Source organism: Enterobacter sp. RIT418 (assembly GCF_003057745.1).
Lineage (GTDB): Bacteria > Pseudomonadota > Gammaproteobacteria > Enterobacterales > Enterobacteriaceae > Enterobacter.
This window is the reverse complement of the sequence record NZ_QBJD02000003.1, coordinates 62,281-73,922: the sequence shown is the minus strand read 5'-3', so window position 1 is coordinate 73,922 and position 11,642 is coordinate 62,281. Positions and strand designations below refer to the sequence as shown.

The window sequence follows — 11,642 nt, the reverse complement described above, 5'->3', positions numbered from 1 at the left end:
AATAAACGATCTTTCGGGAGAGGATATGAGTCAGCAGGATGCCGCCAGAGAGCAGGCCAACACGCGCAAAAACGTACGCATTGTGTCGATATTCACCGCCGCGGCCATTGGCATCGTTGGGGTGCTGGTGATCCTCTACGCGTGGCAGCTGCCGCCGTTTACTCGCCACGTGCAGTTCACCGACAACGCCTACGTTCGCGGCCAAACGACCTTTATCAGCCCGCAGGTCAACGGCTATATCACCGAGGTGCGCGTTCAGGACTTTGCCCAGGTCAAAAAGGGCGACCTGCTGTTGCAGATTGACGACCGCATCTACCGCCAGCGCGTGCATCAGGCCGAGGCGCAGCTGGCGATGAAAATCGCCGCGCTCAATAACAACCTGCAGCAGCGCAAAAGCGCCGACGCGGTGATTGCCAAAAACGAGGCCGCGCTGAAAAACGCCCGCGCTCAGAATCTGAAAACCCAGGCCGACCTGAAGCGCGTGAAAGAGCTGACCGCCGACGGCTCGCTCTCGATTCGCGAACGCGACGCGGCCTTGGCCAGCGCGGCTCAGGGCAATGCCGATATCGACCAGGCCAGCGCCACGCTGGAGATGTCGCGCCAGGATCGGCAAACGGTCATCGTCAACCGCGGCGCGCTTGAGGCGGATGTCGAAAACGCCAAAGCGGCGCTGGAGCTGGCGCAAATCGACCTGCAAAACACCCGCATCGTTGCCCCGCGCGACGGCCAGCTTGGGCAAATAGCCGTTCGCCTCGGCGCTTACGTCACCGCAGGCACGCACCTGACCACGCTGGTGCCGCCGCAGCACTGGGTGATCGCCAATATTAAAGAGACGCAGCTGGCAGACCTGCGCGTCGGGCAGCCGGTGAAATTTACCGTCGATGCGCTCAATGACAGGGCCTACGAGGGCCGCGTAGAGAATATCTCCCCGGCCACCGGGGTCGAGTTCAGCGCCATCACGCCGGATAACGCCACGGGAAACTTCGTGAAAATCGCCCAGCGCATTCCGGTGCGCATTGAGGTGCTCGGCAAGCCGGAAGACGCGGCGCTGCTGCGCCCGGGGATGTCGGTACAGGTGACGATTGATACGCGGGAGGCGAAGCCATGATCCTTCGCCCAGCGGCCGCCGCGCTGGTGGCGATATCGCTCGCCGGATGTCAGTCGGTCGACGTCAAGCCTGCCCAGCCCTCGCTGCAAATCCCCGCGCAGTGGCGCGCCGCCGCGGGCCCCGCCAGCCCGGCGCAACGGCTGTGGTGGCGCAATTTTCACGACAGCAACCTGAACCGCTACGTGGACCAGGCGCTGGTGAATAACAGCGACGTGCTGATCGCGCGCGAACGCATTAGCGAGTATCAGGCGCGGGTCTATGCCGCCGACGGCAGCCTCTTTCCGTCGCTGGATGCTGGCGTGACCGGCACGCGCGCCCGCTCGCAGTCAGCCGCAACCGGGCTGCCCGCGTACGGCACGCTGTATAAAGGCAGCCTGACAGCCAGCTACGACGTGGATATCTGGGGCGTTAACCGCAGCACCGCCAGCGCTGCCGAAGCCTCGCTTGAGGCACAAAAGGCCGCGGCCGCCGCGGCGGATTTAACCGTCGCGTCAGCGGTGGCCTCCGGCTATGTCACCCTGCTCTCGCTGGACGAACAGCTCAGCGTGACCGAGTCCACGCTGAAATCCCGCGAAGAGGCGTACAACCTGGCCAAACGTCAGTTTGAAACCGGCTACAGCTCGCGGCTGGAGCTGATGCAGTCCGACTCCGAGCTGCGCGCCACGCGGGCGCAGGTGCCGGTCATTCAGCACCAGGTTGCGCAGCAGGAGAACGCGCTCAGCCTGCTGCTGGGCAGTAATCCGGGCGACATAACGCGCGGAAGTGATTTCGACGCGTTAACTCCGCTCGCGATCCCCTCGCAGCTGCCGTCCACCCTGCTCAACCGCCGCCCGGATATCGCCCAGGCGGAGCGGCAGCTGGTTGCGGCAGACGCGACGCTCGCGGCGTCCCGCGCCAGCCTGCTGCCGTCGATCAACCTGACCGCCACCGGATCGGTGCAGGATCGTACCCTTTCGGGCCTACTGGACAACCCGCTGCAGCTGTGGAGCGTTGGCGGCAGCATTCTCGCGCCGCTGCTCAACCGTCAGGCGCTGAACGCGCAGGTGGATATTTCCCAGTCGCAGCGCAACCAGGCGCTCTACGGATATGAAAAAACGGTGCGCAACGCCTTCGCTGAAGTGAACAACAGCCTCGACGCCATTACGCGCTATCAGGAACAGCTGACCGAGCTGCTGGCGCAGCAGGATGTCGCGGATGAAACGCTGCGGATCGCGCAAAACCGCTACCGCAACGGCTACTCGTCCTATCTGGACGTGCTGGACGCGCAGCGCACGCTCTATTCGGTACAGACCAGCGTGGTGCAGGTGAAAAATAACCTGCTGCTGGCGCAGATCGATTTGTATAAAGCGCTGGGCGGCGGCTGGGTTAGCGCCTGAGAACGTGCCGGGTGGCGGATGTGCCTTACCGGGCCTACATATTCTTCCGTAGGCCCGGTAAGCGCAGCGCCACCGGGTGCTGTTTTTAACCGGAAATTTGCTCCATCGCCTGCAAAATACGCTTATCCGAAATTGGGTACGGCGTCCCGAGCTGCTGCGCGAAGAAGCTGACGCGCAGCTCCTCGATCATCCAGCGGATCGCCTGCACGTCCTCATCGTCGCGGCGGGCGGACGGCAGCTTGTTGAGCCACTGCTGCCACGCCTGCTGCACGCTCTCCACCTTCAGCATTTGAGCGCGATCGCGGTGCGGATCGATGGCCATTTTTTCCAGCCGTTTTTCAATTCCGTGCAGGTAGCGCAGCGTATCGCCCAGGCGCTTGAAGCCGTTGCCGGTGACAAACCCCCGGTACACCAGCCCCGCCATCTGCGCCTTCACGTCCGACAGGCCAAGCGCCATGGTCATGTCCACGCGCCCCTTCAGCCGCTTGTTGATGTTGAATACCGCCGTCAGGATCTGTTCGACCTGTTTGGCAATCTCCACCACGGTATCGTTCAGCTCGGCGCGCACCTTGTCGTGCAGTTTCGCAAACGCTTCCTCGGTCCAAACCGGGCCGCCCGCCTCGTCAATCAGCTTGTCCACGCCGCAGGAGATGCAGTCGTCAATCAGGTCCAGCACCTTGCCGTACGGGTTAAAGTACAGCCCCAGCTTGGCCTTGTTCGGCAGCTTCTCGTGCAGATACTTGATCGGCGACGGGATGTTGAGCAGCAGCAGGCGGCGCAGCCCGCGCCACATCATCTGCTGCTGTTCCTGAGGATTGTCGAACAGCTTAATCGCCACGCTGTCGCGCTCGTCCACCAGCGCGGGCCAGGCTTTTACCCTGTAGTTACCGCGCTTCTGTTCGTAGCTTTCCGGAAGCTGACCAAAGCTCCAGATGTGCAGCCCGCTCTGCTCAATGCCGTCATCCGCCACCGCAGAGAGCGTCTCCTGTACCTTGCCCTTCAGCGCGTCCTTCAGCTCGGTAAGCGAACGGCCCTCCAGCAGCTTTTTATTTTTATCGTCCACCACGCGGAAGGTGATTTTGAGGTGATCGGGCACCTGATCCCAGTGCCAGTCCTCGCGGTCGATGGTGGTGCCGGTCATGCGGCGGAACTCGCGCTCCATCGCGTCCAGCAGCGGCATCTCCAGCGGCGTCACGCGGCCTAAAAACGCCTCGGCGTAGTTTGGCGCAGGCACAAAGTTACGGCGCACCGGCTTCGGCAGCGATTTGATCAGCGCAATCACCAGCTCGCGGCGCAGGCCGGGGATTTGCCACTCAAACCCGCTCTCCGCCACCTGGTTCAGCAGCGGCAGCGGAATGTGGACGGTCACGCCGTCCGCGTCCGCGCCCGGCTCAAACTGGTAGGTCAGGCGCAGCTTGAGGTTGCCCTGATGCCAGAAGTTCGGGTAGTCGAGCTTGCTCACCGACTCCGCGCCCTCCTTAATCAGCATGCTCTTTTCAAAGTTGAGCAGGTCCGGCGTCTCTTTCGCGATCTTCTTCCACCAGCTGTCAAAGTGGCGCGCGGAGACCACGTCGTGGCTGATGCGCTGGTCGTAAAACTCAAACAGCGTCTCGTCGTCCACGAGGATGTCGCGGCGGCGCGTTTTGTGCTCCAGCTCCTCCACTTCCGCACGCAGCTTCAGGTTTTCGCGGAAGAAGGCGTGGCGCGTCTGCCAGTCGCCCTCGACCAGCGCGTGGCGGATAAACAGCTCCCGGCTGAGGGCTGGATCGATCTGGCTGTAGTTGACCTTGCGCGCGGCCACCACCGGCAGGCCGTACACCGTCACTTTCTCGGTCGCCATCACCGCGCCCTGCGCGCGCTCCCAGTGCGGCTCGCTGTACGAACGCTTCAGCAGGTGCTGGGCAACCGGCTCAACCCACTCCGGATCGATACGGGCCGCAATGCGCCCCCACAGGCGGCTGGTTTCCACCAGCTCGGCCACCATCGTCCACTTCGGCGGCTTTTTGAACAGCCCGGAACCCGGGAAGATGGAGAAACGGGCGTTGCGCGCGCCGGTAAACTCCTGCTTGTCGGCATCCTTCATGCCGATATGCGACAGCAGCCCGGTCAGCAGCGCGATGTGAATTTCGCGGTACTCCGCCGGCTCGCTGTTGACCGGAATGCCCAGCTCTTTCACCACCTGCCGCAGCTGGGTGTAGATATCCTGCCACTCGCGCACGCGCAGGTAGTTGAGGAAATCCACCCGGCACTGGCGGCGGAACTGGTTAGAGGAGAGCGCCTTCTGCTGCTCGCCGAGGTAGTTCCACAGGTTCACAAAGGCGAGGAAATCGGACTCTTTATCGTGGAAGCGGCGATGCTTCTCATCGGAGGCCTGCTGCTTGTCCATCGGACGCTCGCGCGGGTCCTGAATCGAGAGCGCCGAGGTGATGATCATCGCCTCGCGCACGCAGCCGTGCTTCTGCGCTTCGAGCACCATGCGCGCCAGGCGCGGATCGACCGGCAGCTGGCTCAGCTGGCGGCCCAGCGGCGTCAGCTTGTAAGCAGTCGCCTGCTCGTCGGTGGCGATCGCGCCGAGCTCTTCCAGCAGGCGCACGCCGTCCTGGATGTTGCGCTTGTCCGGCGCCTCCACGAACGGAAACGCGGCGATGTCGCCCAGCCCCAGCGCGGTCATCTGCAGAATGACGGACGCGAGGTTGGTGCGCAGAATTTCCGGGTCGGTAAACGCCGGGCGCGAGAGGAAATCGTCCTCAGAATAGAGGCGAATGCAGATCCCTTCCGACACGCGGCCGCAGCGGCCCTTACGCTGGTTGGCGGAGGCCTGCGACACCGGCTCAATCGGCAGGCGCTGCACCTTGGTGCGGTAGCTGTAGCGGCTGATGCGCGCCGTGCCCGGGTCGATCACGTATTTGATCCCCGGCACGGTGAGCGAGGTTTCCGCCACGTTGGTCGCCAGCACGATGCGGCGTCCGCCGTGCGGCTGGAACACGCGGTTCTGCTCGCTGTTCGACAGGCGCGCGTAAAGCGGCAGGATCTCGGTGTGGCGCAGGTCGCGCTTGCTCAGCGCGTCGGCGGTATCGCGGATTTCGCGCTCGCCGCTCATGAAGATCAGAATGTCGCCCGCGCTCTCCCTGCCGAGCTCGTCAACGGCATCGAAGATGGCCTGCAGCTGGTCGCGCTCGGTATCGTCCGCCTCTTCGACAATCGGGCGATAGCGCACTTCCACCGGAAAGGTACGGCCGGAGACTTCAATAATCGGCGCGTTGTTGAAATGCTTTGAGAAACGTTCCGGATCGATGGTCGCGGAGGTGATGATGATCTTCAGGTCAGGACGGCGCGGCAGCAGCTCTTTCAGGTAGCCGAGCAGGAAATCGATATTCAGGCTGCGCTCGTGCGCTTCATCAATAATGATGGTGTCGTACTGCATCAGCAGCCTGTCCTGCTGAATTTCCGCCAGCAGGATGCCGTCGGTCATCAGCTTGACCATGGTGTTGTCGCTGACGCGATCGCTGAAGCGCACCTTGTAGCCGATGCAGCCGCCCGGCTCCGTTTGCAGCTCTTCGGCAATGCGGTTCGCCACGGTGCGCGCCGCCAGACGACGCGGCTGCGTGTGGCCAATCAGCCCTTTCACCCCGCGCCCCAGCTCCATGCAGATTTTTGGCAGCTGGGTGGTTTTACCGGACCCGGTTTCCCCCGCGACAATCACCACCTGGTGATCGCGCACGGCGTTGAGAATGTCCTGTTTTTTCTGGCTGACGGGCAGGTTTTCCGGATAGGTAATCGCCGGGCGCGCGGCTTCGCGCAGCACAACTTTCCCTGCCGCCTGGTCAATCTCTTTCGCCATCTCCTGGTAAATGGCCTGTTGTGCATCAGGATTTTTAACCTTCTTCACGCCGTGCAGACGACGGGCAAACCGCTGTTTGTCGCGCAGCATCAGGGAATCAAGCCGCTGCATGAGCATCGGGAAGGTGAGCGTTTGGAGTTCTGTCATAGCGTTAACGGGCAGTGCACTGCCGGATAAAATCTCTTTTTAATGATTGGTATAGAGTACCACACCCGCGCTTTTCACGCCTTATTCAAAAATTTCGAACATAGGCTTCGATATATTGCGCTATCCCTGTGGCAGGATTGTGAATAAAGTGTCAACAAGCAACGGGGCATCCCCCTTCAATCAAATAAATACAGGAATCACCCATGAGCAAAGTATTAGTTCTGAAATCCAGCATTCTGGCAGGTTACTCTCAGTCTGGTCAGCTTTCTGACTACTTCATTGAACAGTGGCGCGAACAGCATCCTGCTGACGAAATCACCGTGCGTGACCTGGCAGCAAACCCGATTCCCGTGCTGGACGGCGAGCTGGTTGGCGCGCTGCGCCCAAGCGATGCGCCGCTGAGCCCGCGTCAGCAGGAAGCGCTGGCGCTCTCCGACGAGCTGATCGCCGAGCTGCAGGCGCACGACGTTATCGTCATCAACGCGCCAATGTACAACTTCAACATCTCCACCCAGCTGAAGAACTACTTTGACCTGGTCGCTCGCGCCGGCGTCACCTTCCGCTATACCGAAAACGGTCCGGAAGGCCTGGTGAAGGGCAAGCGCGCTATCGTGCTGACCAGCCGCGGCGGCATTCACAAAGATACCCCAACCGACCTGGTCACCCCGTACCTGAGCGTGTTCCTGGGCTTCATCGGCCTGACCGACGTGAACTTCGTGTTCGCAGAGGGTATTGCCTACGGTCCGGAAGTGGCGACCAAAGCGCAAAACGATGCGAAAGCGGCTATCGACAGCCTGGTCGCAGCGTAAGATTTCCCCCTCTCACCGCCCGGTGAGAGGGTTTTTCTTTTCCCCACCTTTCGCTATCATGCGCACCCACTCTTCCGCCGGGCTGCCTGATGTCAGTGATTATCGATACCTTTATTGCTCCGCCGTGCCGCGAGGCAATAGAAACGCTGTATCAGGACGACCATCTGGTGCTGATTAACAAGCCTTCCGGATTGCTCAGCCTGTCAGGCAAAAACCCGCAAAACCTCGACTCCGTTCACTTTCGCCTGGTGCAGACCTTCCCCGGCTGTACGCTGGTGCATCGTCTTGATTTTGGCACCTCCGGGCTGATGGTGGTGGCGCGCAACAAGGCGATCAACGCGGCGCTGTGCCGCCAGTTCAGCGAGCGCGGCGTGGAGAAAGTCTACACCGCCCTGCTTTGCGGGCATGTGAAAGAGGATGAAGGGAGTATCGACGCGCCGATTGCGAAAGATCCGGCACTGTTTCCGCTGATGTCGATTAGCGCGGTTAACGGCAAGCCCGCGCGCTCCCGCTATCGGGTAATCGAACGTGTTTATCAGGAGACGGGGTTAGCGCTAACGAGGGTGTTGCTAACCCCGGAAACCGGGCGCACCCACCAGCTGCGCATTCACTGCCGGGAGCTGGGCCACCCTATTCTGGGCTGCGATCTGTACGGCGGGTTAACCTATCCCGGCTCCGCCGACGCACCGCGGTTAATGCTACACGCCAGCGGGCTGGACTTTGTTCATCCGGTGAGCGGAGAGGCGGTTAACGCCCGCCACGCCGCGCCGTTTTAAGCCCGGCTTACCACATCAAATCGTCCGGAATTTTGAAGTCTGCGTACGGATCGTCTTCATCCTGAGCCTCATCACTCAGCGCGCTGTTCAGAACGATGCTGTCGGCATCGCGCTGGGCAATTTTATCCGCCACCACCGCCGGGATAATCGCGTATTCGCAGTCGCCGCTGGCGTTAACCACCAGGCGCGCAATCGCCAGGCGGCCGTTTATCAGCTGGGTTTGCGTCAGCTTATCCACCTCAATTTTCTTGATAAGATTACCGTCGGTGAAGTTAAAGGTAATATTGCCCTTCGACACGGTGATGCGGTTCATCTCGATCAGCTGCTTAACCTGAGCCTTAAACTCTTTCGCCAGCACCGCCTGCTTGTGCTGCTCGCTCAGCTGCCTGTCGCGCTCAAGCTGCGCCTTTTTGTTCTCTTCTACCGCTTCTCTGGCCTCGCGGGCCTGCACGCGGGATTTCTTCGCCGTGCGCTGGACTTTAGCCACTTTCTTGCTGGTCACTAAGCCCGCTTTCAGCATCTGCTCTTGTAAGGTGAGTTTTGACATGTTCGTTGTAAACCGGTTGGAAATTTGGCGGGATTATACCCGTTATGGGTAATCGCTGAAACATTCCGAACTTTTCGGCTTAACCTGAATGAAATATCTTCACCTGTCGACCAGGCTTATCCTTTTCATTGATAAGGAAACCGCGCGATGAAACGCCTGTTTATGTCGATATTTTCCAGCCCCGAGTCCCTGCTGCAGGTCATGAGCCAGCAGGAAATCATTGAGGCCGTCGAGGACGGCGACCGAATTATCATCGACCAGGACGGGAACGCGTCCGTAAATTTCAAAAGCAACGAGGTGCGTGAAGACTTCCTTCGCCACGTTAACGCACTGAAGAGGGCGTGACATGGGAACGGCGATCTTTATGGTGCTAATGGTGTGCGGATACTGGTACACCAGCCGCGACCTCTCGACCCGCTTCAAAATCAAGCGTTCTTTCGGCTGGGACGTCTATTTTCTTGTCGCGCTGTACGGCTGCATTTTCGTGCTGCAGGGCGTGATCGCGACGGGGCTGCTGTGGCTGCTTCTGCTCGCGCTGTCCGCTGCCGATAACACCTTCCATTTCAGCTCCGAACGCTACGCCAACTGGCAAATGGAGTTTATGAACTGGAGCTTTTTAGGCATTCAGGCGCCCGTAGTCCTGATGCTGGCTTTCACCATTCTGTTTTGTCTTTACCGCTCGAACTGGGCCGGAAGCGCGCGGCTGGACGGAAGCGGCAGAAAAAAGCTCTACCAGCGCCTCGCGCAGTCGAGCGGTATCGAACAGCTGCTCTACCAGTGCATGGAGGAAGGCGAGCTCGCGCAGGTGACGCTGAAATCGCGCAGGATCTATATCGGCATGATCCATACCGCCACCCTGGAATATGAAAAAACGGCGAATATCGTCCTGATCCCGATGCTGAGCGGCTACCGCGACGTCAAAACGATGAGCATGCGCATCGAGAATAACTACAGCGCCTGGTATGACGCGCACGGCATCACGCTGGATTCAGAACCCCGAAGCGCCATGGCATTTAGAAAAGTCATTATGCTGAGCCACATCGAGAGCCTGTCGCTGTTTGACCCGGCCAGCGCAAGCGCGCTGGCGCTGGTGGGTCGGGAGGAACGATCGTCTGATGCTGGCTGAAGCAGAACGCTGCGGCTTAACGCACCATAGCCCGCCCATGATAGAAATGGGCGGAAGTAAGTCTGATTAATATCTTTACGGCAGGCCCTGATAAAATAGTGAATCGATCATCGCCGCGCGGCCTTTCCATGCCTGTGCTTCGGAAAAACTGTCGGGTAAAGGTGAAGACCACCAGACTGAATCCGTTATGCGCAAAATAATATTTTGCCAGTAGTTTTCTGGCGTTACATTCATTGCTATGGAAAAATCATTACATAATGCGCGTCGGTTCTGACTGTCTAAACAAACAAAATAATCTGGACGCTTCATGGCCAGCATCCTGGTCATAGTCGCAATGGCTGCCCCGCCCTCGGGGAATGCGAGCCTAAACAATCTCACATACTTTTTATAATCAGCCTCGATAACAATACCCGTTAAGGGTATTTGATCCAGCGCTTCAGAAAGATAGGGATTATTAGTGTTAATCACATTTTTAAAGTAGCCGGCTCCGACCATGCTGCCAAACCATTTCCAGTTAATGTCTACGCCATTAATTACCCCCGCAACTTGTTTACGCTGCAGGTCACTCAACGCCGAGAAGGATGAATTCTCCGTAAAATACTTCTGAACCGTGTCGAGTACATCAAGCCTGCCCTGAAAGGAATTTAACTCATCATCGGAAATTCTTTTATAGTACTCATCCCACGTGAGTGAGAATATCTCAGAGCTCAATATACTCCGTTTATTTTTGGTTTCGCCGTAGACACCTTTCAAGGCATCTAACTTTTGCCTGTTTTTATTCCATATGTTTTTATAATTGGAAATTTCCCGGCAAGTCATCTTACTCGCTTCCGACCAATAGAGATCAATCGCTTGCAAAATATCCGCTAAGGCCGTATCTGCTCCGGGCTCGTTGCTCTTAAAGTGGGTCATCATTTCATGATTTTTTGTCAGCGCGGACGCAGTGAAATTGGCGCTTCCTACCAGACATTCCCATTCCCCATTCTCGTTCGAGAAAAGATACAGCTTTGGATGAAAAACGCCATCGGTCTTCAGTATAAATCTTACATTACAACCACTTGAAAAGGCATCGATGAAATTAGGATGCGTTTGGTAAAAATGCGTCCCGACGATCATTTTGACTATTTTGTGTTTATTTTTCAGCAGAGCAAATGACGCTTTTGAGCCCATCGAAGCCCACGCTGTCGCAATATGATATTTTGCGTATTTACGCATGAGTTTTACGAGAGCGAGATCAATTTCGAATGGAGATGTGATAATTTTCACTGGCTTCCTTTTTAGCAAAGTTGTGCAGCTCAATACGGCCTTGATGAGAAATGCTACTGATGACAACCCTGGTTTTTGGAATGGAAATAAGGATTGGGGTTGTCCACGGCGAAACTGGCCTTCTCGAATATTTTATTTTTTTCGATTAATGCTTCATCCATGAATTGGTCGGGATCGCTATAAAATTTCATGTAACTCACGCTAATTTCGCCATCGCTCGCATATTGTACAATGTCAATCTCTTCCAGGTTGTCCTTACTACGGAAAATCGAATTTGTCATCGTTGGGGTGGATGCTGCGTTAGGGTTGTACAACGGATAAACTATGCCTCCTATGATGAGCCCTTTTTCAGTGATTCTCATCGGTGTTGGAGAGATGTCTTTACAAACAAAGGGCTTTGAAAGATCGATGGGTTTGCTAAAAAGCCCAGCCTGAACCGAAAAGCACATCCCTAACTGTGCTCCAGCAATAAGCATGACGCCGACACTTCGAGAGATTTTCATTACATTTATCCAAAACTTCTTAAGCGCATATTCAGGTATTAGATCTTAAAAAAATATGAATTAAATGACAATGAATTCACTTTAAAATGCTAAAAATAAATCCGGATTTGATTGTGAAAATACCTCAACTGTACGCACCCTAT

At 57.6% G+C, this 11,642-nt stretch carries 10 protein-coding genes; 6 read left to right on the top strand and 4 right to left on the bottom strand.

The features are described from left to right. The first annotated feature begins 25 nt into the window (after positions 1-25). On the top strand, positions 26-1,108 hold the full coding sequence (locus DBY73_RS04155; RefSeq protein ID WP_112009942.1) for an HlyD family secretion protein: 1,083 nt from the start codon (positions 26-28) through the stop codon (positions 1,106-1,108). Next, a complete protein-coding gene (locus DBY73_RS04150) occupies positions 1,105-2,484 on the top strand; it encodes an efflux transporter outer membrane subunit (RefSeq protein WP_112009941.1) in 1,380 nt (459 codons plus the stop codon). Before DBY73_RS04155 ends, DBY73_RS04150 begins: the two co-directional genes overlap by 4 nt. An 85-nt stretch (positions 2,485-2,569) precedes the next feature. On the opposite strand, the gene hrpA is transcribed toward DBY73_RS04150, so the two are convergent. Next, entirely contained in the window at positions 2,570-6,472 is a 3,903-nt protein-coding gene (gene hrpA / locus DBY73_RS04145) for an ATP-dependent RNA helicase HrpA (protein WP_112009940.1), read from the bottom strand. Positions 6,473-6,675: 203 nt separating this feature from the next. Between hrpA and azoR the strand changes: the two genes are divergently transcribed. Next, a complete protein-coding gene (gene azoR / locus DBY73_RS04140; RefSeq protein WP_112009939.1) occupies positions 6,676-7,281 on the top strand; it encodes an FMN-dependent NADH-azoreductase in 606 nt (201 codons plus the stop codon). A gap of 89 nt (positions 7,282-7,370) precedes the next feature. Continuing rightward, positions 7,371-8,057, top strand: coding sequence for an RluA family pseudouridine synthase (locus DBY73_RS04135; protein WP_112009938.1), 687 nt, complete (start codon positions 7,371-7,373; stop codon positions 8,055-8,057). Between the two features lie 7 nt (positions 8,058-8,064). Here DBY73_RS04135 and DBY73_RS04130 read toward each other — a convergent pair whose 3' ends face one another. Further along, complete coding sequence (locus DBY73_RS04130) at positions 8,065-8,604, bottom strand: DUF2058 domain-containing protein (RefSeq protein WP_112009937.1); 540 nt, start codon at positions 8,602-8,604, stop codon at positions 8,065-8,067. A gap of 147 nt (positions 8,605-8,751) precedes the next feature. Here DBY73_RS04130 and DBY73_RS04125 point away from each other — a divergent pair, with 147 nt between their 5' ends. Continuing rightward, a complete protein-coding gene (locus DBY73_RS04125) occupies positions 8,752-8,949 on the top strand; it encodes a hypothetical protein (RefSeq protein WP_112009936.1) in 198 nt (65 codons plus the stop codon). 1 nt (position 8,950) lies between these two features. After that, the gene (locus tag DBY73_RS04120) at positions 8,951-9,730 is read left to right on the top strand and encodes a hypothetical protein (protein WP_112009935.1); all 780 of its coding nucleotides are present in this window, start codon (positions 8,951-8,953) and stop codon (positions 9,728-9,730) included. 75 nt (positions 9,731-9,805) lie between these two features. Here DBY73_RS04120 and DBY73_RS04115 read toward each other — a convergent pair whose 3' ends face one another. Both DBY73_RS04115 and DBY73_RS04110 read right to left on the bottom strand, forming a co-directional pair. After that, a complete protein-coding gene (locus DBY73_RS04115) occupies positions 9,806-10,996 on the bottom strand; it encodes a phospholipase D family protein (RefSeq protein ID WP_112009934.1) in 1,191 nt (396 codons plus the stop codon). Positions 10,997-11,049: 53 nt separating this feature from the next. Next, a complete protein-coding gene (locus DBY73_RS04110; protein WP_146745742.1) occupies positions 11,050-11,499 on the bottom strand; it encodes a hypothetical protein in 450 nt (149 codons plus the stop codon). Positions 11,500-11,642 lie beyond the last annotated feature (143 nt).

What these genes read in the sequence shown, in the direction of transcription:
- DBY73_RS04155 (WP_112009942.1), top strand. Translation starts at nt 26, where the DNA reads ATGAGTCAGCAGGATGCCGCCAGAGAGCAGGCCAACACGCGCAAAAAC.
- DBY73_RS04150 (WP_112009941.1), top strand. Translation starts at nt 1,105, where the DNA reads ATGATCCTTCGCCCAGCGGCCGCCGCGCTGGTGGCGATATCGCTCGCC.
- hrpA (WP_112009940.1), bottom strand. Translation starts at nt 6,472, where the DNA reads ATGACAGAACTCCAAACGCTCACCTTCCCGATGCTCATGCAGCGGCTT.
- azoR (WP_112009939.1), top strand. Translation starts at nt 6,676, where the DNA reads ATGAGCAAAGTATTAGTTCTGAAATCCAGCATTCTGGCAGGTTACTCT.
- DBY73_RS04135 (WP_112009938.1), top strand. Translation starts at nt 7,371, where the DNA reads ATGTCAGTGATTATCGATACCTTTATTGCTCCGCCGTGCCGCGAGGCA.
- DBY73_RS04130 (WP_112009937.1), bottom strand. Translation starts at nt 8,604, where the DNA reads ATGTCAAAACTCACCTTACAAGAGCAGATGCTGAAAGCGGGCTTAGTG.
- DBY73_RS04125 (WP_112009936.1), top strand. Translation starts at nt 8,752, where the DNA reads ATGAAACGCCTGTTTATGTCGATATTTTCCAGCCCCGAGTCCCTGCTG.
- DBY73_RS04120 (WP_112009935.1), top strand. Translation starts at nt 8,951, where the DNA reads ATGGGAACGGCGATCTTTATGGTGCTAATGGTGTGCGGATACTGGTAC.
- DBY73_RS04110 (WP_146745742.1), bottom strand. Translation starts at nt 11,499, where the DNA reads ATGAAAATCTCTCGAAGTGTCGGCGTCATGCTTATTGCTGGAGCACAG.